The 23936-nt window shown below is 66.1% G+C and carries 18 protein-coding genes; 6 read left to right on the forward strand and 12 right to left on the reverse strand.

Annotated elements, in window-relative coordinates; translation table 11 throughout:
* Positions 1-4 precede the first annotated feature (4 nt).
* Genes LRA98_RS02505 through LRA98_RS02530 form a run of 6 tightly spaced genes read right to left on the reverse strand, consistent with a single transcriptional unit; the run spans position 5 to position 7013 of the window.
* On the reverse strand, positions 5-1057 hold the full coding sequence (locus LRA98_RS02505) for a FemAB family XrtA/PEP-CTERM system-associated protein (RefSeq protein WP_443134934.1): 1053 nt from the start codon (positions 1055-1057) through the stop codon (positions 5-7).
* 3 nt (positions 1058-1060) lie between these two features.
* Entirely contained in the window at positions 1061-1966 is a 906-nt protein-coding gene (locus LRA98_RS02510; protein WP_238632962.1) for an XrtA system polysaccharide deacetylase, read from the reverse strand.
* A gap of 25 nt (positions 1967-1991) precedes the next feature.
* Positions 1992-3095, reverse strand: a complete 1104-nt coding sequence (locus LRA98_RS02515) for an XrtA/PEP-CTERM system-associated ATPase (protein WP_238632961.1) — start codon at positions 3093-3095, stop codon at positions 1992-1994.
* Positions 3096-3100: 5 nt separating this feature from the next.
* Entirely contained in the window at positions 3101-4606 is a 1506-nt protein-coding gene (locus LRA98_RS02520; RefSeq protein ID WP_238640821.1) for a TIGR03016 family PEP-CTERM system-associated outer membrane protein, read from the reverse strand.
* Positions 4596-5513 carry an XrtA-associated tyrosine autokinase gene (locus LRA98_RS02525; protein ID WP_238632959.1) on the reverse strand — a complete coding sequence of 306 codons (918 nt, stop codon included), beginning with the start codon at positions 5511-5513 and terminating at the stop codon, positions 4596-4598. Before LRA98_RS02525 ends, LRA98_RS02520 begins: the two co-directional genes overlap by 11 nt.
* A 15-nt stretch (positions 5514-5528) precedes the next feature.
* Entirely contained in the window at positions 5529-7013 is a 1485-nt protein-coding gene (locus LRA98_RS02530; RefSeq protein ID WP_238632958.1) for an XrtA system polysaccharide chain length determinant, read from the reverse strand.
* A gap of 212 nt (positions 7014-7225) precedes the next feature.
* On the opposite strand from LRA98_RS02530, the gene LRA98_RS02535 reads away from it, so the two are divergent.
* Genes LRA98_RS02535 through LRA98_RS02555 form a run of 5 tightly spaced genes read left to right on the forward strand, consistent with a single transcriptional unit; the run spans position 7226 to position 13356 of the window.
* Complete coding sequence (locus LRA98_RS02535) at positions 7226-8005, forward strand: PEP-CTERM/exosortase system-associated acyltransferase (protein WP_201242015.1); 780 nt, start codon at positions 7226-7228, stop codon at positions 8003-8005.
* Positions 7992-8921: a ThiF family adenylyltransferase gene (locus LRA98_RS02540; RefSeq protein ID WP_201242014.1), complete on the forward strand. Its 930-nt coding sequence runs from the start codon at positions 7992-7994 to the stop codon at positions 8919-8921. The genes LRA98_RS02535 and LRA98_RS02540 overlap by 14 nt, the downstream gene beginning before the upstream one ends.
* Positions 8905-9735, forward strand: a complete 831-nt coding sequence (locus tag LRA98_RS02545; RefSeq protein ID WP_201242013.1) for an outer membrane lipoprotein-sorting protein — start codon at positions 8905-8907, stop codon at positions 9733-9735. The genes LRA98_RS02540 and LRA98_RS02545 overlap by 17 nt, the downstream gene beginning before the upstream one ends.
* 40 nt (positions 9736-9775) lie before the next feature.
* Positions 9776-11101, forward strand: coding sequence for a hypothetical protein (locus tag LRA98_RS02550; protein ID WP_238632957.1), 1326 nt, complete (start codon positions 9776-9778; stop codon positions 11099-11101).
* Entirely contained in the window at positions 11098-13356 is a 2259-nt protein-coding gene (locus tag LRA98_RS02555; protein WP_238632956.1) for an efflux RND transporter permease subunit, read from the forward strand. The genes LRA98_RS02550 and LRA98_RS02555 overlap by 4 nt, the downstream gene beginning before the upstream one ends.
* Before the next feature lie 67 nt (positions 13357-13423).
* Here LRA98_RS02555 and LRA98_RS02560 read toward each other — a convergent pair whose 3' ends face one another.
* The 6 genes from LRA98_RS02560 to LRA98_RS02585 form a co-directional block, all read right to left on the reverse strand.
* Complete coding sequence (locus LRA98_RS02560; protein WP_238632955.1) at positions 13424-14407, reverse strand: PEP-CTERM sorting domain-containing protein; 984 nt, start codon at positions 14405-14407, stop codon at positions 13424-13426.
* A gap of 260 nt (positions 14408-14667) precedes the next feature.
* Complete coding sequence (prsT, locus tag LRA98_RS02565; protein WP_238632954.1) at positions 14668-17157, reverse strand: XrtA/PEP-CTERM system TPR-repeat protein PrsT; 2490 nt, start codon at positions 17155-17157, stop codon at positions 14668-14670.
* Positions 17158-17163: 6 nt separating this feature from the next.
* Positions 17164-18519, reverse strand: a complete 1356-nt coding sequence (prsR, locus tag LRA98_RS02570; protein WP_201242008.1) for a PEP-CTERM-box response regulator transcription factor — start codon at positions 18517-18519, stop codon at positions 17164-17166.
* A 22-nt stretch (positions 18520-18541) separates the two neighbouring features.
* Complete coding sequence (gene prsK / locus LRA98_RS02575) at positions 18542-20596, reverse strand: XrtA/PEP-CTERM system histidine kinase PrsK (RefSeq protein ID WP_238632953.1); 2055 nt, start codon at positions 20594-20596, stop codon at positions 18542-18544.
* Between the two features lie 15 nt (positions 20597-20611).
* Positions 20612-22018, reverse strand: coding sequence for a TIGR03013 family XrtA/PEP-CTERM system glycosyltransferase (locus LRA98_RS02580; RefSeq protein WP_238632952.1), 1407 nt, complete (start codon positions 22016-22018; stop codon positions 20612-20614).
* Positions 22019-22093: 75 nt separating this feature from the next.
* On the reverse strand, positions 22094-22717 hold the full coding sequence (locus LRA98_RS02585) for an XrtA/PEP-CTERM system exopolysaccharide export protein (protein WP_201242005.1): 624 nt from the start codon (positions 22715-22717) through the stop codon (positions 22094-22096).
* 166 nt (positions 22718-22883) lie between these two features.
* Between LRA98_RS02585 and galE the strand changes: the two genes are divergently transcribed.
* Positions 22884-23912, forward strand: coding sequence for a UDP-glucose 4-epimerase GalE (gene galE, locus LRA98_RS02590; RefSeq protein ID WP_238632951.1), 1029 nt, complete (start codon positions 22884-22886; stop codon positions 23910-23912).
* The last annotated feature ends 24 nt before the right edge of the window (positions 23913-23936 follow it).

A 23936-nucleotide genomic window follows, 5' to 3' on the forward strand; every position in this document is an offset into this window, starting at 1 on the left:
CCTCCTACGCCAGACTGCGAATGACCAACGGGCCCAGCAGGTTGGCCACCGGCAACGGCAGCCGCCGCCACCAACGGATGGCGCGCTGGTACCGCGGGTTGAGCGGATTGTGGTCGGGAATCCCGCTCCCCCGAACCAAGTGGTACTCGTAGGCCAGCGGCTCAGGCTCGAACCCCCAGTTACGCTTGAAGCTGAAGGCTCCAGTCCCTTGTTTGCTGCGCCCGAAATCGAATATCTGGGCTCCCGCCTCACAGCCGCGACGCATCAATTCCCAATACAGAAAATCGTAGGCGGCGGCCTTTCGGGCCTCGGGAAGCCCGCCGCCGTAGTAGGGCAGCACCTCGTCCCGGAAATAGAATGCAAGCACACTGGCAAGCGGCTCCCGCCCCTTGGAGGCGGTCAGGATGCGGCAGTCCTCGCCGAACACCTCCTTGAGGATCCGAAAGTACCTGCGGGGGAAAACCGGCGTCCCAAGCCGATGGACGCTGCCGGCGTAGATCGGATAGAACCGCGAGGCATCGGCATCCCAGTCGCTGCGCAGGCCGGACTTGATACCCTGACGCACCATTCGCCTTTGTTTGCGCGGTATGGCGAGCAGATTGCTCTCGGCATCAGGGGCAATCGGCCGGCGAAAGGTGGCATAAAGATCCGTGCGCGCCGGACGCGCGGGAAAGCGGCGCCGGGTATGCCGGTATTCCAGGTGATCCACCCCCAGCGCCTCGGCGTGCTCGCAGGCGGCCTGATCCAGGGCCGCGACAGTCGCCTCATTCTCCGCGACCAGGCCGCCGTAAACGCAGAACGGGGTCGATATCAGCGCATCGCCGAAGAGCCGACTCCGCACACGAGCCAGGGGCAAGACCCCCTCCACCCGACCATCGCGCTCGGCGAGCAGGTAATGGGGCTCATGACCAAAGACCTGGTTCAGCACCCGTGCCCACCCGGCACGATGGAAGAACGTCGCCTGCGGATGACCTTCGACGAAGGCGTCCCAGTCAGGGAAACGCTGTTCGTCCAGAGGCACCACCCGGAGCGGGCCACCGTCGGTTGGCTGGACCACGAGTCAAGCCGCCCTGGCGGCGGCTGCTGCCGCGCGCCCCGGCGGACCGGGAATGCGCGCCAACTCCCGAGCAAACACCTGATCCATGCGCCCCCATCGGAATTCGCAAAGCAGGCGTCGCAAGCGGTTCTCCGTGCGGTGCAGGTTCAGGTAGTGACGAAAGCGCGTGCGACCTCCGACCCCGGGGATACGCGGCTGGCCTGGATCGAGCTCCCAGGGGTGGATATAGAAGACCGCCGGCTTGCCCTCGGTGGCGTTGACCCGTCCCAGCGCGGCCCGTGACGCGGCATACGGCAGCAGACGGAAGTAGCCGCCGCCGGCCACCGGCCAATTGCGACCGAAGAGCCGCAGGGTTGTCAGGGGCACCTCGAGCAGCGGTTGCTCCTCGCCGGAGCGATAGGGCCAGCGCGGCGCATCGGGATCGCCGTAGTGGTCGTGGCGAACCGGATACACACTGGAACTGTATCGGTGCCCGGTCTCGGCCAGGATGGGCACCGCCCAGGGCGTATGCCGTCCAAGCGAAAAGGCCGGGGCACGGTACCCGATGACCGCTTCACCGACGATATCCTCGAGCAACACCCTGGCGTAATGCACGTCCCTTCGGAAGGCGCGCGGCGTCATGTCGCCGACCCGCTGATGGCCGTAGCCGTGGCTGGCCACTTCGTGGCCCTCAGCCACGATCCGCCGGACCAGGTCCGGATGCCGTTCTGCCACCCACCCCAGCGTGAAAAAGGTCCCCTGGACCCCCACCTCGGCGCAGAGACCCAGCACCCGCTCCAGGGCCCAGGCCAACCGCGACGGGGAGGTCTCCCAACGGGCACGCGGAACATAGGGTGCCATGGCCAGCACCTGGAAATATTCCTCTACATCCACCGTCAGGGCGTTAAGCACTCCCGCAGACCGATCCATCCCCCCTCCCCGCCCGGGCACCGCCTTACGACAGCTCTCGAGGCACACCCAGTGCTTTTTTGATCGTTGACCCGACCTGGCGCATCAACCGATGGCTCGATACCAAGTATCGCTCCAGTCTCTCGAGCCGCTCGCCCAGGCGCTTCTGATCCTCACGCTGGACGTTCACTGACTGCTGCAGCAGCTTGTAATTGATGCCGAGGTACCGCTCGATCCGTCGCAACCGCTCCTCGACCCCCTCCGTCACGACCTCCGGTGCCGTCGCCCAGTCGCCCGCCGCCGCACCCGCCTCGGCCGCATCGGTGGCACGGCCACCCCCCAGATCGTCCTGCATCTCGGCCACCACGGAGCGGACCTGCTCGGCTCCGAAGTCGTGGCAATCCTCCATGTATCCCATGAGCAACAGGCGGTCACAGAAGGTATTGACCTGCCGCGGAATGCCGGAAGTATAGGCGTGGATCTCCACCCATGCGTCGTCTCGCAGCTGCGGATCACCGACCCAGCCGGCGCGCGTTAGCCGGTGCTCGATATAGGCCCGAGTATCCCCCGCATCCATCGGCCCGAGGTGGTAGGTCGCAATCACCCGTTGACGCAGCTGCTGCATCTGCGAACTACGCAGGATCCGGCGAAACTCCGGCTGACCGAGCAGGAAGCTCTGCAGCAGCGCACCGTGGTCCGATTGGAAATTGGAGAGCATGCGCAGCTCCTCAACCGCCCGCATGTCCAGATTTTGTGCCTCATCGACGACCACCAGCGCCCGGCGCCCGTCGGCGCGGGTTCGGTGCAGGAAGTGCTCCAGCTGGCGTAGCTGCAGCGCCTTATCGCCGCCGGGCACCTCCAGCCCGAACGCCAGACACACTGCGCGCAGCAGGCTGTCGGCATCGAGCTGCGTGCTGACCAGTTGGGCGGCCACCACCGGTTTGCCACTCAAAGACTGGAAGAGGCTGCGCACCAGCGTGGTCTTGCCGGCCCCCACCTCTCCGGTGATCACGATGAACCCCTCCTCCTGCTGCAGGCCGTATTCCAGATACGCCATGGCCCGCCGGTGGCCCTTGCTGCCGTAGAAGAAACGGGGATCGGGACTGAGAGCAAAGGGTTTATCGCGTAATCCGTAAAAGTCCTCGTACATGCGGTCTAGAACTCCATACGCAGCCGGGTCAACAAGCGGTTCTCACGCCGCTCGTCGTCGAAGGCCCCACTGCGCTCGTTATGTCGATACTGGTACTCGACCCGACCGGTCGCACGCGACCCGAGCTCGCGGTTCAACCCAACCCCGGCTCGCCACTCGTCTAGGCGAGTGTCAGGTTGCTGCGCACGAGCCACCTCGGTGCGCGCAACACCGAGCCGGGCGGTCAGATCGGTACGCGGACCGAGGGACCAGACCCAGGAGCCGTCGACGGAACGCTCCTGCTCCAGCCGCTCATCCGGCCGGCTATCAAAGATGAAACGGTCATCGATCTCCCGCTGACGCAAGCCGAGAGCGAACGTGGAACGACCAGTGTCGTACAGCCAACGCGCACGCCAGGTCTCGGTGAAAGCAACCTCGGGTACGATCAGCTCATCGATTTCGCGCAGGATCCGGGCAAGATTCGGATCGATGATCTCCAGCAAGCGATCTAGCTCGCGCCGCTCCGCATCCGTCCACTGCCCGCGGCGCTCCAGCAGCGCCAACAGATCATCGTCGAGCGTCTGGCCAAAGTCGGTCACGCCCTCGTCGTAGCTAAGAAGCAACGTGGCGCGGCGGGTACGATGCGTGACACTCAGGCCCCGCACCTCGCGGGCATCGGCATCCCCAAAGCGGGTCTCGCCGTAGCTGGCACCGATCCCCGTGGCTCGGGTGGGCCGCCAGCCAAACTCCGCTCGCCAGGAATCGACATCAAACTCCTGATCCGCCGAATTAATGCGGCCCTGCGCCACTGTCCCGCCCAGGCGCACGGCACGGCCGAGGCGATAGCCGCCGCTGAAGGCGGCGTCGTAGCGCTCGACCGAAGCACTGCGGTCGTAACGGTTTTCGTCATAGGAGAGCATCAGCGACCAGTCCGGCCGGTTGAAGGCACTACCACTGCTCAGCCGGTAGCGCCCACGGTGAGCCTGGGTACCCTCACGATCGGACTGGTGATAGCGGAGCTCTTCATAGATGTAGCGCAGCTCCTGTTCGGCCAAGCTGCCGTAACGGGCCCGCCAAAAGGGGCTGAGCCGATACCGGGTGCGCTCCTCCAGGTTCTCCGAACTGATAGGCTCGAGCAGAGAATCAGCTTGGATATCGCGGAAGATGGCCCCCTCGATGAAAACTGCATCGGCAAGCACCTCATAGCGCCCTCGCCCGCGGAGGCTGTGGACACTGCGATCCCGTTCCGTATCCCGGATCCGGTACCGATTGTCCCAGGCGTAATCCAGGTCGAGGCTGGTGCGCGCCCCTTCCCCGCTCAAAGAGAGGCCGGGTTCCAGGACCCCGATACCATCACCGCGTTCCTCACCCCGGGGGGCAAACCGAGCGTTGTCGGTAATCTCGGCACCGATAGTCACACGGGGCGTGAAGCTCCACACCCCCTCGGCAGCAGCCCCGGCCGACGACAGCAGCAGCGACATCACTAGCACGCAACCGAGTGGCCCGCCCGGGATGCGGTAGTTAACGCCCACGGGGATCGCTGCCGCCAGCCGCTGCGTACCCGCCGTAGTAGCCGCCGTACCCGGCACCCGGCGTCGGACTTGCCTTGTTCATCATCGTCAGCACCACGTCACAGCCAGCGAGCAGCTCCGCAGCCCGGGCCACTGCGACGCGGGGGGTGTGCTCGGCCTCCACCACCAGCAGGATCTGTCCCATGCTGCGCGCCAGGACACTGGGCTCGCTGGTGGCGATCAGCGGCGGCGAGTCAAAGAGGATGACCCGGTCGGGATACCGGTGGTACAGCTCGTCCAGGAGATCCAGCATGCCCTGCCCGGCCAACAGCTCCGTGGATCGCCCGTGGGGACGACCGGCGGGCAGAATGGTCAGATTCGGCACCTGAGTGCGCAGCAGCACATCACCGAGCCCCACCCCAGGTTCCGTAAGGACATCCATAAGACCGCGATCCGCCTGTATACCCAGGCACCTGGGCAGACTGGGCCGCGCAACATCGGCATCGACCAGCAGAACCGTGCGATCGACCTCCAGAGCCATGCTCAACGCCAGGTTCATGGTGCAAAAGGTCTTGCCCTCGCCGGGGACGGCACTGGTGACCATGATCAAACGACCCTTGTCGACCATGGGCTCGCCGGCCCGCCCGAAGGCATTGTCCAGTAGGGGGCGTTTCAGGATACGGAACTCCTCCGCCAGCCCGCTGCGCTGCTCCCCAGGCACCATGACGCCTTGGCGTCGCAGCCAGGCGAAATCCAGCGTAACGTCAGGATTTGCTGGCGCCGGACTCGGGCGGTCGGCGACGCCTGATTGGGCGACGGGCTCTTCGGTGCCCACCCTCGCGTGGAGGGACGCCAAGGCCGGCGGCTCGACACCTGCGCCGCCATGGGATCGGCGCCGCTTCTCCAGCGCCCGCTCGATAATACTCATCCGTGTGTGCCCCCCTTAGACGGTCAGAAAGACGGCGAGAACCACCCCGTAAACACCCAAGAGCGCGGCCATTGCGGCGAAAAAGACCAGCAACTCGGCGCGCCGGCGTTGCAGACGCTCCGGGGTCGAGACGCGGCTGACCGTCCCGAGTACCGGGCGCCCGGCCAGCTCGGCAAGCTGCGCGGTACTGCTGACCGTCCCGCGTAACTGGGCGAGGAGGAAGGCGAAGCCGCTACCTGCGGCCAACCCCAAGAGCAGGATGGCGCTGGCCAGAACGGGGCGGTCCGGGGCAGCCGGGCTGGTCGGCAGCCGCGGCGGCTCCAGAACGCGAAAATCCACGGCGTCGGTTTCGGTCTCCACCGACCCGGTAATCACCGCCCGTTCGCGGGTCGCCAGCAACTCCCGGTGGTTCTGACGCAGAACGTCGTAATTCCGGGTCAGCGCGGTATACTCCGATTCCACGGCCGGCACCCGGTCCACCGCCGACTCCAGCGCGTCCACCCGGCGCCGATGCTCACGGACTCGGGTCTCCAGCGAAGCGGCCCGACTCTCCGCCTCGGCCAGGGCCAGCTGAAACGGCGAATCAGTCCCTGCCATCGGCACCCCACCCACCGCGAACTCACTGGCCTCCTGCGACCGCTGCTCCAGCAGTTCCGCCAGAATGCGCCGGGTCTGCACGACGTCCGGATGGCGTTCCGTGTAGGCGCGACGCAGCTCATCGAGCTGCCCTTCCAACCGGTTGATGCGCTCATCAAGCTGGGGATTAGCGAACTCGGCGCCACCGCCCCGGAGGCGACCGAGCAGCGTCTCGACCCGCTGAACCGCCTCGTCGCGCTCAAGCTGCGCCTGATTGAGCTGTTCCCGCGCACGCTCCAGTCGGGCATAGTAATCACCGCCACTACTCAGGTGAGCCGCGTTGTCGCGCTTGAACTGCTCGATCTCCCGTTCCTTGTCGCGCAGCTGGGCCTCGTAACGTTCCAGCTGACGCTCGATGAACTCCCGGGAACTGAGCAGATCGATCCGCGAATCCCCGAGGCCGCGCTCCATGAAGAGGTTGGCGGTCTCGCGCACGACCCGGTAGGCCACCTCAGGATTGTTGTGGCTGTAAGAGATGCTGTAGATATTGTCCCGATTACCGCTGCGGAACTCGATCCCGCTGCGCAGCAACCGGGTCAGCTCGGCACTGTCCTCGCCGCCGAGCAGGATATCCAGATCCGCCTGGCGGGCGATCTGCGCCAGATTGTCGTCGCTGAGAAGCGTGGTGCTCATGATCCGCATGCGCTGCTCGGTATCTGGCCGAACCGTCATGCCGCGCAGCAATGGATCAAGGACCGTCTGCGAGTTCACGAAGACCCGGCTCGATGCCTGGTAGCTGTCAGGCAGGGTGTAGATGTACGCCCAGCCCAGAAGACAGATCAGCCAAGCCACCGGCAGAATCCACCAGCGGCGTCGCCAGACCGCGCGCAGCTGTTGCAGGGTCTCCTGGTAGAACTGTTCCATGCCCCCCCTCCCCTCCCGTGAACGCGGCGGGGGCACCACCAAGCCCCCGCCTCCGGATCGCCTTAGCAAGCAGTATAGAAGTGGCAACGAATTCCGCCGTGCCCTAACATCCTGTTAACGGGGAGCGGTGCAGATTGCCCCTGACCGAGGCCCGGTGGCGCAGGCGCGCCGAACGCCCGGCGCCGCAGCGACGCCTTGACCAAGGGAGCCCCATGAACCGGTCCTTGTTATGCCGGGCCTTTGCGCGCTACTTCGATATCCATACAGCCGATACCGAAAACCGCCGACGAGCGATCGCACGCCTGCGCTACCAGGTTTACTGCGAGGAGTTCGGTTTTGAGGCCGCAGAGCGGTTCCCCGAGCGCGAGGAGCGTGATGCCTATGACGCCCGCGCCTGCCACGCCCTGCTGTGGCACAGGCCAAGCGGCAGGGTAGCCGGCTGCGTGCGGGTCATCCCCGGCGAGCCGGATCCCCGGCGACCCAATCTACCGATGGAGCCGTCCTGTACCGCAGCGCTGCACGACACGCCACTGCACCCCGGTCGACTGCCACCTGAGCGCGTCTGCGAGGTATCGAGACTGGCCGTTCACCGCCACTTTCGTAGGCGCACCGGAGAGCCACGCACACCGCTTGGGGACATCGATGCCCTGCAGTTTCCGATGGTTCAACGACGGACCTTCCCGCTGATCTCGGCCAGCCTGTTCACAGCAGCGGCGGTCCTCTCCGGACAGCTCGGGCGTGATCACGTCTTCGCCATCATGGAGCCGCGCCTGGCTCACTTCGTGGCCCGCTACGGACTCCACTTCCGCCGCATCAGCGACGATTTCGAGCACCGCGGGCGACGTGCCGCCTATTACATCCATCGCCCCGAGGTCCTTGCCACTATCGAGGCATCACGAATTCTGGCTCCTCTTTACCGCATGGCCGAGCACGGACTTTCGCCGAAGCGGTGCGCCAATCACTCGGCAGGATCCTGCGATGCAGCCGGCTGACGAACCCTCCGTCTTCGACTACTCGACGGCCTTCCAGCGCACGCTTGGCTGGGTGACTGCGGAGGAACAGCAGCAGCTGCGCCGGGCGCGGGTGGCGATCGCCGGCCTCGGCGGGGTGGGCGGTGCTCACTTGCTCACGCTGACCCGTCTCGGGATCACCCGTTTCCGGATCGCCGATCCGGACCGGTTCGAGCAAAACAACCTCAACCGCCAGGTCGGTGCCACCCTGCCGGCACTCGGCAGGACCAAGGTCGAAGTGCTCGCGGAGCTGGCCCGGGAGATCAATCCGGAACTAGAGATCGATCTGTTCCCCGCGGGAGTGAATGCCGACAACCTGGACGCCTTCCTCACCGACGCCGATGTATATGTCGACGGGCTGGACTTCTTCGCCTTCGACATACGGCGCCAAACGTTCTCCCGGGCAGCGGCGCTCGGCGTGCCCGCGCTGACCGCCGCCCCGCTGGGCATGGGCGTAGCCCTGCTCAACTTTCATCCGGCAAGCATGCCCTTCGATGCCTATTTCGACTTGGGAGACCATCTGGACTTCGAAGAGCAGGCGCTTCGATTCATGGTGGGGCTGGCCCCTGCAGGGCTGCACATGGGCTATCTGGCCGACGCCGGCGCGGTGAATCTGGGGGCCGGACGCGGCCCGTCGACCGCGATGGCGTGCCAGCTGTGCGCCGGCGTCATGGGCACGGAGGTACTCAAGGTCCTGCTCGGACGCGGCCCGCTGCGCTGGGCACCCCGCGGCACGCAATATGACGCGTACCGTCAGCGCCTTGCGCGTACCTGGCGTCCCGGCGGCAATCGCCACCCCTGGCAGCGCCTGAAGCTGCACCTGGCACGGCGCTATCTGGCGCGCTCGCGGGCCTCCTCTTTTTCTAGCATCGGAGACGACCATGCCCAGCGCCCTTGAATGCACGCTATGGCCCCGCATCGCCTGCCTTGTCCTGTTCACGACCCTCGGGTTGTTCACCGCCGCACCGGCCTGGACGGACGAGGACGCCGGCCACGAGCTGGCCACGGCGGTCCATGAGAGGCCCGAAGGCGCCGACGCCGTCACGCGCGGGACGATGACCCTCAGCGGCGGGCGACGCGAACGGGTCCGCGAGAGTTACGAGTATCGGCTAACCCCTGGCGACGGTGAGCGCCTGGAGCTGATCCGCTTCACCCGCCCGGCGAATATCGACGGCACAGCACTGCTGGTTCACAACCACGCTGACGGCAGCACCGATCAGTGGCTCTACCTCCCCGCTGCGGACCGGGTCCGGCGCATCAGCAGCGAGAACCGAGGCGGCAGTTTCGTCCAGTCCGATCTGTTCTTCGAGGATCTGGAAGACCGCCCACCGGAAAAGGACACACACCGGCTCCTCGGTGACGATCTATACCAGGGGACGCCAGTCAAGCTCCTCGAGAGCATCCCGGTTTCCCCGGACAACTCGGTCTACACCCGCCGTCTCAGCTGGGTGCACCCGGAGATCCTGATCCCGCTGCGCATCGACCTCTTCGGCGATGGCAGCGATACGCCCATGAAACGTTTCGAGGTCCAGGCCATCGAGCGCATCCAGGGCTACTGGACCGTCACCGAGAGCACCATGCAACACCTGGAGCGGGGCACGACCACGACCCTCAGCGTGGAGGAAGTGATCTATGACCAGGGTTTGCCCCGCGAGCTATTCCGGACCCGGGCTCTGGCTGACCCGGCCCGGGAGAGACGCTACCGCCCCTAACCGGTCACACCGCCCCCTAGCTCCGTTGGCGCTGGCGATCATGCTGATCTCGGCGCCTTCGCCGACCCCGGCGGAAACATTGCGCTTTGATGGAACGGCTCCCACCGAGGAGAAAGCCGACCTCCCGCCGCCTGCCCCTTCACCCTGGCGCCTGCGCCTCGACCCCGCCTGGGCCGAGGCTGGTGTGCTGGGCAGCAGCCACCGGGGGACGGACGCCATCCTAACGGGACGTGCCGTAGCCAGCGCCGAACGACCCCTCGGGGCGCGCTGGGAGTTGCGGCTGGGGGCCCGAATCGACGCCGCAGCACAAGGCGGCGGCGGCGACGACACCCGTTTTGCGCGCGCGGATGCAGATTACGACGAGACCTGGCTGCGCTATCGTGCCGACGACTGGCGCCTGACGGTCGGCACCCAGACCGTCCTCTGGGGCCGCGTCGACGAGATCCCGCCCACCGATCGGCTCAGCACCAAGGATCTGACCCGTTTCGCTCTGGATGAGCAGACCGAGCGCCGCCGAGCCAGCCTCGCAGTGCGCTGGGAAGGCTTCCAGGGGCCATGGAAGCTCGACGTCGCCCTCCTTCCTGCGTTCCGACCGGCGGAACTCCCGGCACGAGACAGCATATGGCATCCCGTGGACCGGACCCGGGGGCGCATCCTCGGCACCTCGCCGAATGATCTGCCGCCGGAGCAAGTCCGTAATGCGCGGCTCAGAGAGGCGAGCACTAGCGGCGCAGGCACGGGTGTACGCATCAGCCGCGAAGGCCGCGGAGCAGACTACGCGGCCACTGCGCAACGCGTGCGCCACTCGCAGCCTTACTACCGCTGGCGCGACGATGACCCGGGCAGCGGCACCCTCGAGGCTGCCTACCCACGCACCTGGGTGGCCGGCGGTGATCTCGCCTGGGTTCGCGGCGGCTGGACGTGGCGACTGGAGGGGGCGTGGCTGAGCGAGGTCCCGGTCACCCGACGCCCGAGCCCCGGCGCCCTGCGCTACGACACGGTCCCCGGGTTCGATTGGGTTGCAGGAACCGAGGTCTTCCCCGGCGGCCGGGATCTGCGGGTCACCGCACAACTCGGCGGCGAGCACCTACTGGAGGCCGACGGCGTGCTGGACCGCAAGGCGGCTTACTACCTCACCGGCGAGATCGAGGACCTTTACCTGTACAACCGCCTGCGTGCCCGACTGCGTGGCGTTGTCGGCCTCGATCGCCACGACCTCTATCTCAACCCCGAACTGGCCTGGATCGCAGCTGAGCCCCACGAACCCTACCTGGGCGTGCACTGGTTCGATGGCGACGAAGACAGTCTGGGCGGTTTCTACCGTGACCGCCGGATGGTGGTATTCGGCTGGAGAACACGCCTATGAACTTCAGCATGCTTCACCACCCCCGGGTCGCCCTGGCCCTGCTGGGTCTGCTCATGCTCCTGCCCGCACCGTTGCTATGGCACCTGGAGCTGGACAACGCACCGGAGGCCTACTTTCCAGCCGATGCACCTGCAGTGGTCTTCGATCGAGAGGTGCGCGAAGCCTTCCCGCAGGAACAGGTTCTGGTGGCCTTGTTCGAGGGTGAGGCCCTGTTCACGCCCCGTTTCCTCGAAGGCTTCCATAGGCTGAGTCAAACCCTGGAACGCATAAATGCCGTGGAGCGCGTCCTTGGGGTGACGAGCACTGACCACATCCGGCCCATTGAGGGGGGCTTCGCCGTCGAACGGCTGATCCCGGTCAACCAGCTTGCTGATGGGCCGCCCGAGGCCTGGCAGACACGCGCGCTGGACGACCCTTTTGCACCGGATCTGCTCATCTCGCGAGACGGCCGGGCCCTGGCGTTGGTGGTCCGACCCCATGCCCTGGATAACAGCCTGCAGCGCCTGAACCTAGAACGTGCCGTCCGCGAGGCGATCGATCACCACCAACTATCTGACGAGTTAACCGCAGTAGGCGGCCACATCGCCCTCGACGTAGCCCAGCTAAGAGCCATGACTGGCGACCTGGCCCTGCTCATACCCGGGACACTGGGTATTGGCCTGATGCTGCTCTGGTGGCTTTTCCGTCGCCACCTCGTGCTGATCCTCGCCACCGTCACCATCAGTGCCGTAACCGGCCTGGCCGTCGGCCTCCTCGCCGTTCTCGGCAAGCCGTTCACGCTGATCACGGCCATCGTCCCGCCGCTACTCACCGCCCTGACCGTGGCGATGCTGATGCACCTGTTCAATGCCGTGGCCCACTACGCCCGCCGTGGGCTCACCGGCTCGGCGCGCCTGGAGGCAGCCCTGGCCAGCGTCCGGCGCCCGATCGGCTTCATGGCCCTGACCACCGCGGCCGGATTGGCATCGCTGGGGGTCAGCCCCATTCAGCCCGTCGGCAGCTTCGGTCTGATCGCCGCCGCCGGGATCATCGTTGCCGCGCTCTGCGTGCTCGGACTGCTTCCGCCGCTCATCCTCCGCTTCGATCGGGGCACCTGGCACCAGCGCGGCGCCCTGCCCCGGCTTGACCGATGGACGGCGGCCACCACCCGGCTAGCTGTCCGCCGCACGGGCTGGGTCCTGGCGGGCGCCGTGCTGCTGTTCGCCCTGGCCCTGCCCCAGATCCGCCACGTGACCGTCGAGACCGACCTTTACGCTTTCTTCGCCGATGACCACCCGATCAGCCGCGCCACGGCCCGCATCGAGACCCGGCTCTCCGGAGTCATGCCGCTCGAGGTGGTCTTCCGCGCCGAAGCACCGGACGCTCTCACCAAACCCGAGCGTCTCCGGGCTATTCAAGATGTCCAGACCTGGCTGGACGACCGCCCGGAGGTGGATTACAGCCTGTCTCTGCCCGATCTCGTGGCGGAGATGCACTGGGCCTTCCACGACGGCGACCCCGATTACCGCGGCCTACCCGACGACCACCGGCTCATTGCGCAGTACCTGTTCATCCATGACGGCCGGGATCTGTTCGATGTCGTCGACCCCGAACTGCGCCAAGCGCGTCTGTTGCTCAACCTCAATGCCCACGGCGCCCGCGCCTTGAACACCCTGATCGACGACCTTGAGGCCCATCTAGCGACGAACCCTCCGGCCGACCTCGAGTGGGACCTGGCCGGTATGGGAAGACTCTTCGCCGACCAGGAGCGTCTTCTGATCCAGGGCCAGCTGCACAGCCTGCTGGCTGTCGTCGTGCTGATCTTCGGGCTCATGTGGTTGATGTGGCGCTCGGTGCGCCTGGCCACCCTGAGCATGCTGCCCAATCTGGCGCCCCTGGCCCTGATCTTTGCGTTGATGGGCCTGCTGGGTATCTGGCTGGACATGGCCACGGCCATGATCGCCAGCGTTGCGGTCGGCATCGCGGTGGACGATACCATCCATTTACTGCACGGCTATCTGCGACGCCGACGGGCCGGGGCTTCCGCGGTATGGGCGGTTGCACGCAGTAGCCGGCAGGCCGGCCGCGCAGTCACAGCGACCACCGTGGTGCTGGTGGGTCAGTTCCTGCTGGTGGGCCTTTCCGATTTCCAACCGACCCAGGCCTTTGGACTGTTGACCGCCTTCGGTCTGCTTATTGCTTGGCTGGTGGATTTGGTGGTGCTTCCAGCATTGTTGATCGCCCTGTCGCACCGCCGGGCAAGACCGCGGGGCTGATTGAAGAGACGGCCGCCCCTGGGGGCGGCCGTTTATCGCCTTGTTGAAGATGGAGGACCTGCGAGGATCAGTACGCCACCTCCTCGTCCTCGCGCCGCCCGACCCGCAGCGCCAGGCCGAGCAGCACCAGTCCCGAGCCCATCATCAGCAGGACACTCGGCTCCGGAACCTCGTAGCGGAAGGTCCCGTCCTGTTCGGACTGGCGGACCAGCACCGAGGTGCCATCCTCCGACTCGAAAGCCACCAGCTGATCGTCGGTCGGCAGCGGCGGATCGATGTTGCCGTCGAAGCGCCAGCTGACCGGGATCATCAGGCCTTCTTCCTCGGACGCCAGCTCGTAGAAGGTCTTGCCGGTGCCAACATCCCGGAAGAAGTTCTGCACGAACTCTTCACTGAAGTCGAAGTCTTCGTACACGACCCGGCCGAAGATATCGAGGTTGCCCAGCTGCAGGTCCGAACGCTCGACCAGCATGCGCAGCACCTGGGTTCGGTCCCCACTGTCGCCGTCCTCGTAGTAGACGTTCACGAAGCCGTCGTCGTAGAAGACTCCACCATTGGTCACCTGCCCGAAGATCTGATAGTCATAGGTCAGACCCCAGCCTTCTCCATCGATGAACCAGTCCTCCGAGGAAAAGCCGTTGCGACCCTGAATTCCACCCTCACCAGTGAGGAAGTTAAGGTTCACCACGTTCCGGTCCTGAGACGGATCGGGATTGCGGAACTCTACCTCTGTCGTACCGTCGATGGCGGTGAAGGTGCCGGCCTGGAAGCCGTAGCTGTCCATGAGGCTCTGGATATTCGTATCAGCGACCCGGGTGCCGGATTCGATTGAAGCTCCCAAGGGTTGGACAGGCTCATCGGCGGTTTCAACGAAGTAGAACGACGTCGCCAGGCTATCGCTGACCGCCAGGGTCCGGATCTGGCCCGTGGTGGTCCGGTCATTGCCGGAGAAATCCTGACCGACATCGATGATGAAAGGATCCCCGGCCCAGGCCGGCGCCGCCAGCGCTAGACCCAGTACTGAAGTTAGAAACGCTCTTTGCAGTTTCACGGCTTAATCTCCTGTTCAAGGGGGCGAACGGGGTCGCCCACATCCTGAATGCAGAAGGCGTGCCATCTGGGCACCCGGCCACACGGACCCGTTAGCCGATTGTTCCTGAAGTGTTTTTATCGAAAGGCCGCGGCCATCCCGACTCTTCGCGGGAATCGGAATGGCCGCCTGTAAAGGCGTCCGACAACCCCAACGAAAACGCCCCCTAAAGACGGGGGCGTTCGCGGGAGCGCATTGCGCTCCAGGTTAGACGGGGGCAATCAACCAGCGGAGCCGAGGGATTCAAGCAGCGCCTCGGCCTCGGCACGCGCAGGGAACTCGGCATGCTCTTCGAGCACGCCGCGCAGAAGCCCCTCAGCCCGATCAAGATCACCGAGGGCCTGGTAGGTCCGTGCCAGCTGAACGCCGATCCGCGGCGCGTCCGGAGCAAGCTCACGGGCCCGCCCGAGGACCTCCGCTGCCCGCTCGTGGTCGGCAAGCCGGTAGAGCAGCGTACCGTAGGTCTCCATGACGTTCGCAGCGCCGGGTGCCAATGCGGCGGCTTGCTCGGCATAGCCCACGGCCTCCTCCGGATCGGCCTCACGCAGTAGCCAGGCGAGATTGTGTAGGGCCACGGTGTCACGCCCCTCGCGAGCGACCTGCTCGCGGTAGATCGCTTCGGCAGCGGCGAAGCGCTCGGCTGCGATGAGCATGGAGCCCAACACATGCCGCGCCCGTCCATCTTCCGGGGCACGGTCGAGCCAGGCACGCATATGCGCCTCGGCGGCATCCAACTCCCCCAGGCGATTGAGGTTGCGCGCCACCCGGAAATGAGCCGCACTGTGGTCCGGCACCGCGTCGATAAGCCTTTCAAAAGCTGCCACGGCGGCTCGGTAGTCGCCAGCCCGCTCGAAGACATCAGCGCGCGCAAAGAGCAACTCCGGCCGGGCTGGATGGTGATCCCGGGCAGCATCCAGGACGGCGCCCGCCTTTTCCGGGGCCCCCGCCCGCAGATGGTGGCGAGCCAACACCAAGTGCGGCTCAAGGGCCTCCGGGTGCCCCGCTACGGCCCGCTCGAGCCAGTCCCGACCCGCAGCCTCGTCACCACCGACCTCGGATTCCATGCGCGCTAGCTGGAGAGCTGACTCCGGATGCCCCGGGTGGTGCTCCTGGACCTCAAGTAACGCGCTGCGCGCCGCCTCCACTTCACCCCGCTGCAACTGCAACATGGCTAGATTCATTCCCAGCGCCGGATTGCCGGGGATCCGGCGCAGCCCGTCGGCGAACGCTGCCAGAGCCTCCTCTTCCTGTCCCATACCCAGATGGGCGGCACCGACCAGCGTATAGCCCTGAGAGCGATCCGGGGCCTGATCGCGCACGGCCTGGCCAAGGGCCAGGGCATCGGCGAAACGGCCGTCCTCCAGCCGCTGCCGAGCCAGGGCAGCCTCGATACCCTCCGCGTCCTCGCTGGCCGCGGGCCCCAGCAGCCCGCGGACCTGGCCCGGCTCGCCGTAGCGCAGCAACGCCACACCGAGCAGCTGCTGGAGAGCCGGCGCCTCCGGCCGGTTTTCCATCGCCCGGGTCAGCGTATCGATCCCGCGCTCCGTCTCTCCGGTATCCAGGTAGAGGGCAGCCAGCACGGGGGCAAAGGCATCAATCAGACCCGGCCGCTCGGCCACGGCGCGGCGCAGGATCTCGCGCGCCTCTTCCGGGCGACCCTGCGCCACCCGCAACTCGGCCAGCAGCCCATAGGACATGGCCGTGTGTCCGCCGGCGGCGGCGAACCGCTCAAGATGGTGCTCAGCCTGCGAAAAATTGCCGGACTGGATGTGCAGCGCAGCCAGGTACGGCATCGCGGGGCGGAAATTGCGGTGCCGGGCCAAGGCCTGCTCCAGATGCGGCCGCGCCTCGAGCGCCTGGCCGCGCTCGAAGTGGACGAGCCCAAGAGCAAAATGCCCGCCCGGATAAGCGCTAGCCCGCTCAGTCAGATCGCGCGCCGCCGCCTCCGCTTCATCCAGTTGACCATCCTCGATCAGCACCATGACCCGTTTGTAACGCTCGATCACCCGCGCCGGCCGCAGGTCAATTGCGCGCTGGTAAGCCTCCGCCGCTGCCTCGCGCTCGCCCCGCCAGTGGGCCAGATCGCCCTGGAGGGCCCAGGCCGTGGCGAAACGGCTATCGCCGGCGAGGACTCGGTCCACGGCCGCCTGCGCCGATACCGGGTCACCGGCATAGAGCGCCGCATAGGCGTACGCTAGAGCGAGTTCGGCCGGCTCGTCGGACGACGCGGCGTCCTCGGCCCGTTGCAGAAGATCCCGACCAGCCAGAGTGTCGCCCTGGGCGAAGGCCCCTAGAGCCAGAAGCGCCTGCCAACGGGCTTCATCGTCGGCCTCCGGCGTCGGACGGGGAAGCCTGGCGATCTCCGCCGGCCGCCCCAGCTCCAGGAGCAGGCGACCGGTATCGATGCTATAGCGGTCCGGGTCGACTCCATCTTCCAGGCTCCGCATCAGGTGCCCCGCGGCCGCGTCCAGTCGCCCCTGACCGAGGTACGCCACCCCCAGCAGAGCCCGCGTTTCCGGGGCAGGATTTTGCTGGAGGGCATTGCGGTATTCGATCACTGCCGACTCGTATCGCCCTCCCTCCAGGTGGCGTTCAGCCCGCTCCAGGTACTCGGCTTCGCTCACAGTACCGATGCCCTCACAGCCCGCCAGCCCCAGAGTCAGCACGCCCGCCGCCGCCATCGTCCGCCACCCACCCTTTCGCCACGCCATGCTCATCTACCTCAGCCCGTACTTGTCCAGGAGGCTATAAAGGGTCGGCCGGGTTATGCCCAGTACCCCCGCAGCCTGTGCGATATTGCCATTGCAGCGGCCCAGCGCCCGGGCCAACGCCTGTTGCTCAGCCTCATCACGAACGGCGCGCAGGCGCAGACCGTGATCGTCTGCGGCCATCCCCTCGTCGAGGCCGAGCGCCTCGCTGTCGATGCGCGCACCATCGCTGAGGATCACCGCCCGGCGAATGACGTTCTCGAGCTCTCGAACATTCCCGGGCCACGGATGGGCCTCCAGCGCGGTAAGCGCCTCCGCGGTGAAGCCCCGGATGCGCTTGCGGTGTTCGCGGGCGAAACGTTCGAGCAGGGTATGTGCCAGTAACGCCGCATCCCCAATCCGCTCGCGCAGCGGGGGAATCGTCACGTCCAGTTCGGCAATCCTGTAGTACAGGTCCTCCCGGAACGTCCCGGCACGGATCATGCCGACCAAGTCCTGGTGGGTGGCACAGATCACACGGACGTCCACGGGGATCTCTGTACGACCACCGAGGCGCTCAACGGTGCGTCCCTGCAGGAACCGCAGCATTTTCGCCTGCAAGCTCAAGGGCAAGTCGCCGATCTCGTCGAGAAAGAGGGTGCCGCCGTCGGCGCACTCGATCCGCCCCGGGGTCTGCCGGGTTGCGCCCGTAAAGGCGCCGCGCTCGTAGCCGAAGAGTTCGCTCTCCAGAAGATTCTCCGGGATAGCGGCGCAGTTGATGGCCACCATCCGCGCCGCATGGCGGGTGCTGTGCTGATGCAGGGCACGGGCCAGCACCTCCTTGCCAGTCCCGCTCTCGCCGAGGAGCAGCACGGTCGCCTCGGCCGGCGCAATCCGCTCGATGGTCCGGCAGACGCGCAGCATGCCCGGATCTCCGGTGATCACGCCGTCGAGCCCGGCACCGATACGGGCCGACAGGCGGCGGTTCTCCTCTTCCAGTGCGTACAGGCGGGCCGCGCGATCGAGGATGTGACGCAACAGATCGGCGTCCACTGGCTTGACATAGAAGTCGTAGGCACCCCGGGCCACCGCCCGCAGGGCATTCTCACGCTCGCCATTGCCAGTCACCACGACCACCTTGGTCTGCGGTGCCTCGACGAGGATCTCGTCGAGCAACGCCAGCCCCTCGGAGGCATTGGCCGGGTCGGGTGGCAACCCCAGATCCAGCGAGACCAGGGCCGGCCGGCAGCGGCGCACCAGCTCCATGGCCGACGCCCGGTCCTGCGCCTGCAGGACCTCGTAGCCATCTAGACACCAGCGGAGCTGATCCTGGAGCCCGGCGTCGTCCTCGACAATCAGAAGCTTGCACTGCTCCCTGCCTCTCATCTCCCTTCTCCCCCCTGAACCTTTAGCCAGCCATCTGCACCGCCGCCCCCACCCTGCGGGCCGGCAGACGGATGGTGAAGCAACTCCCGCGCCCGGGGGCGCTCTGAACCTCGATGCGTCCACCGATCCGCCGGACGTACTCGCGCGCCTCGTACACGCCGATGCCCATCCCGGCGTTACCCTTCGTGGTCTGGAATGGCCGAAACAGCCGTTCGCGCAGGAACGCATCATCCATCCCGACCCCACTGTCCTGAATAGCAATATAGGCCCAATCCGTCAGACCACCCACTTCAACCCGGACCCAACCCTGCACAGGGGTCGCCTCCTGGGCGTTGCGGACCAGGTGTTCCAGCACCTCCAGCAGCCGTTCGCGCTCGGCCATAACCGTCACAGGCTCCGCCACGGTCAGCTCCGGCACCGGCTGCCGCTCGGCACGGCGGCATACCACCTCGGCCAAGAGCGTTCCCAGCTCCACCGGTTGCAGGCGCCCGATCGACTCCGTCCGCCCGTTGCGCAGCTGCGACAGGGTTCGTTCAAGACGCTCGCGGGCATGACCCACGGTGGCGAAGGCGCTCGACACGAACGCCGGATTGTCCTGATGCCGGGCCGCGTTGGACTGAATCAGCGCCAGTTGAGCGGAGACGTTCTTCAAGTCGTGAACGAGAAACGCCGACAGGCGGTGGAAGGCTTCGAATTGACGCGCTTCCAGCAGCGCCTCGTCGCTGCGGATCAACGCCACGTAAACCGCCAGCTGCCGACCGGCGGTCTTGAGCAGATCGCGATCCTCCCAGTCGATCGGCCGCGGAGCCCGGGGCCTGTCCAGCACCACGAAACCGATCAGTGCCTCATTGAGCAGCAGCGGGATCACGGCCCAGTGCCGTTGCCCCTTATCCAGCCAATCCGGCAGCGTTAGGTCGCCGTAAATCGAAGGGTCGGCACGGTACTCCGGCAGATCAATGACCCATCCTGTCTCGGCCATGAAACGCACCAGAGGGCCATCCGGGGGTTCCGGCGGATAATGCGGATTCCCGGCGTTGAACGCCCCCTCCAACGCATAGTGTCCTTCGCGGTCTTCGACCCAGAGCAGGCCTCCCGGACTGTCGACCGTCTCTGCAATGGCCTGCACCGCCCGAGGGGCAAAGGGCTCTCGGGCATCCCCCTCGCTGAGCGCCCGGGTCAGGCGCAGCCACTCATGGCGATAATCGTACCGGTAGCGGAACAGGTACTTGGCCAAAATCACCCGCAACCAAGCACGGAAACTGCCGGAAAGAAAGATCAGCGCCAAGAGCAGTCCAGCGCCGAAGAGCAGCACCACCTGCAGCAGCCCCCCCCAGTCGCCACCGATATGGCGCAGGAAATAGGCGGCCACGCCCACACCGAGCAGGTAGACACCAACCCCGAGCAAGGCGACCGTGTGAAAAACCAGTCGCCGCGACACCGCGGGAGTGGCTTCACCCGGTGTGATACGGCCTGCAGAGAGGGCGAGCAGCGGCACCACCAGGGCATTGACCGCACCGCGTGCGTGCCAGATCACCGGGTCGGCCCCCTGGAACAGCACCAGGTCAGCGAACAGAAACAGGTCAAAAGCGAAGATCGCGCCCAGCGCCAGGCATACCCCCTTGATCTCCCAGCGCCGCTGCAGGGGCGTATTGCGGTAGAGCTGCTCGACCAACACCAGCCCGCTGACGGCGAGCAGCACCACCGCCACGGCGTGCCAGCTCCCGCCGTAATCCGCCCCGGGCCAGACCGCGGGAAAGAGGATAGCCAACACCCCGGCGAAGAGTAGACCGCGGATCCGAAGGGAGACCTGTTGGCGTTGGGCGCGCAATCCCAGCAGCAACACAAAGAGCACCACCACCCAGCTCAGGCCCCGGCCAAGCTCCAGCACCCCGCCCATCGGGATCCCTTCGCCCCCGCCCTGAGCGGCGTTGTAGGCGATCTCCGCGGCCCAGAGTGCGGTCACCAGAGAGGCAAGGACCAGCCAAGGAGCACCGGGGCGCAAGCGCCAGCGCCATGCCACGATAGCCGCCAGCGCCAGAAAGGCGATCGCTGCTGACAGGGGGCTGAAGACAGGCATTGGCTCGATGACCGCCTACCGCGCGCCGCGGCCGAAGAGTACGACACGTACCGTCTCGATCAGGATCACCAGATCGAGAAACAACGAGTGATTCTTCAGATAGTACAGATCGTACTGTAGCTTTTCCCGGGCGTCTTCCACCGACGCACCGTAGGGGTAGCAGACCTGCGCCCAGCCGGTAATACCTGGGCGTATGCTCTGCCGAGCCGGGAAATACGGGATCTGTTCGCTGAGCTGTTCGACAAAACTCGGGCGCTCGGGGCGTGGGCCGACAAAGGACATATCCCCGCGAAGGACATTATAGATCTGCGGCAACTCATCGATGCGCAATGTACGGATCAGCCGGCCCACACGGGTCACGCGATCGTCGTCGGCGCGGGCCCAGCGGGCCACCCCGTCCCCTTCGGCGTCCGGACGCATGCTGCGGAACTTGTAGACCTGAAAGACCTGCCCGCGATGCCCGACCCGCTCCTGGCGGTAGAAGACTGGGCCTCTGCTGTCGAGCCTGATCGCCACCGCCGTCACCAACATCACAGGCAGGGTGACAAGCAGTAGCAGGCTGCTTGCGACGAGATCGAACCCCCGCTTGATGGTCGCGCGCCCCCATCCCTGGCGGAAACCTCGCCCGAATACCAACCAGCTGGTGTTGAGCGAGTCCAGATAGAGGCGACGGCGCTCACGCTCGAGGAATGTGGACAGGTCGGTCACACCCAGCCCGTAAAGCTTACAGTCGAGCAGCTCCTTGATAGGTAGCTGTCCACCGCGCCGATCGCGCACGGCAACGACGACCTCGTTGGCGCCATGGGCGATCGCCAGGTCGAGGAGTCGCTGCCCGGGAGCCAGACGAAGGAGCCGCCCCTCGTCGACGGCGACGGAGCCGACCGCAGACCCGGCCACGAAGCCAACCACACGGTAAGGCAACGCACCGGTGCCACCATCGGCCAGCGGCTCCAGCACCGTCGCGGCTCGGCTGCCTGCCCCGAGCACCAGCACCCGTCGGTTCCGCGCGGTAACCCGGACGATTTCCCGATAGATGCTGCGCTTGGCCAAGAGCCCCACGAAAGCGAGCCCCAGCCCGAGCGCCACCGCATGGCTGGCGACCGCCAGTTGCGGGAAGGCGCGTAGTGCGACCCACATAACCCCGCCAAGTATCAGCAGCGCCACCGCCAGTCGCAGGGCAACCATGAGCAGGCCCTGATTCATGCCGATCTGCTCGGGGTCGTAGAGCCCGAAGAGGAGCATAAGGAAGACACCGGCGGCGGCCACCACGGCCATCTCCACCTGAAAACGCGCCACGCCCTCCACGCTCCAGAGCTCGGGCTGAAGCAGGAAAGCCAGATAGAGGCATAGCAGAAGTACCACCGCCTCGAGGCCGGCCAGGGTCAGGACGTGGCGCGGTACGGTATGACCAAATACATTCACCGCAATCCCCCGGGCAAACCGCCGCCCTTACGCTGAACGAAGAAAGCCCGGCATCAATCGGGCACTTTCCAGAAACTAAAAGAAGCGCTCTGGGATAATCAGGATATCTCCGGGAACCATATCGACATTGGCGCGGATATCCCCAGCATTGAGGAGGTCATCGAGCCGCACCCGGTACTCCGTCCGGCGTCCGTTTTCCTGCCGAACAATCACTGCTCGATTACCAGCCGCGAAATCGGTCATGCCTCCCACGGCAATCAGGACGTCCATGACCGTCATATTCTCTCGGTACTGCAGGGCCTGCGGCTGAGCCGCCTGGCCGATGACCCGGATCTGCCGCTCGTACGGCCCGGCAAAACCGGTAACGATGACGGTTACTACGGGATCGCGAAGGTAATTGGCCAGCTCATCCTCCATAGCCCGGGCCAACTGGGTAGGAGTCACCCCGCTGGCCTGCAGATCCTCCACCAGCGGCGTGGAGATCTGCCCATCCGGACGGACCGGCACACTCATGGAGAGCTCGGGGTTGCGCCAGACCGAGATCGTCAGAGTGTCCCCGGGGCCAATGATGTACTGATCCAGTGTCCGATCGGCCACCACCGGCGGTGCCTTGCCCGGACCACCACAGGCGGTCAGCGAGGCACCGAGAAGCAATACGGCCAGCCAGAGCGTGGGACGGGCCCGAAACCGTGAACCCATGGAGAGATCCTCATGCTGTCAGCCGCGTTCATACGCGACGCTGAATTAAGTTGAGCACAAGGATCCCCTCCTTGCCACGCGATCCGGCAATTTTATTTCGCCCGGGCATTTTCCACCGGCGCTGCTAAGCTTCTGCCAAAAGTGGACGTCCCGGAGGGATGGAGTCATGCATTTCCTGGTCACGGGTGGAGCAGGATACATCGGCAGCCACACCGTCGTGGCAATCCTGCAGGCGGGTCACCGGGTCACGATCCTCGATAACTTCACGAACAGCGCCCCGACTACGATCGCCCGCATCACTGCTATCACCGGCGAGCGCGTGGAGGTCGTCCGCGCGGACTTGCGCGACCGAACGGCGCTCGCCCGCTGCCTCCAAACCCGCCGCTTCGACGCCGTCCTGCACTTCGCCGGGCTCAAGGCCGTTGCCGAGAGCACCCGCGCGCCCCTCGCCTACTACAACAACAACGTTCTCGGTACCCTGCAGCTGTGCCAGGCCATGCAGGCCGCCGGCGTATTTCGGCTCATATTCAGCTCTTCGGCAACGGTCTACGGCGATCCGGCCGAGGTCCCAGTCCGCGAGGATGCCCCCACCGGCGCCGTCACCAACCCCTACGGGCGTAGCAAGCACATGGTCGAACACATGCTTTTCGACCTTGCGCAAAGCGATCCGCGCTGGGCCATCGGCATCCTGCGCTACTTCAACCCGGCCGGGGCCCACGAGAGCGGGCAGATTGGTGAAGATCCGGGCGGCGAGCCGGCCAATCTTCTCCCCTACGTCTCCCAGGTGGCAGCCGGTCTGCGCCCTGCCCTATCGATCTTTGGCGCCGACTACCCCACCGCGGACGGAACCGGAGTCCGCGATTACATCCACGTCATGGATCTGGCCGAGGGCCACCTCCGGGCACTGGAGGCCACTGCGCGACGCCCCGGTGTGGGCATCTGGAATCTGGGCCGGGGTGAGGGCTACTCGGTCCTGGAGATCGTATCGGCTTTCGAGCAAGCCTCGGGCCGCCAAGTCCCGTGCCGGATCGTCAACAGACGACCTGGTGACATCGCCGCTTGCTGGGCCGATCCGACCCGGGCCGAGCGGGAACTCGGGTGGCGGGCAAGGCGCGATCTGTCCGCCATGATGCGCGACACTTGGCGCTGGCAGAGCGGCAGCGCAGCGACTCCCGCGGCCATCACCCGCGGCTGACCCACCGCCCAGGAAACGCGGCCG

Source organism: Halorhodospira sp. M38, assembly GCF_022227985.1.
GTDB classification, from domain to species: Bacteria; Pseudomonadota; Gammaproteobacteria; order Nitrococcales; family Halorhodospiraceae; genus Halorhodospira; species Halorhodospira halophila_A.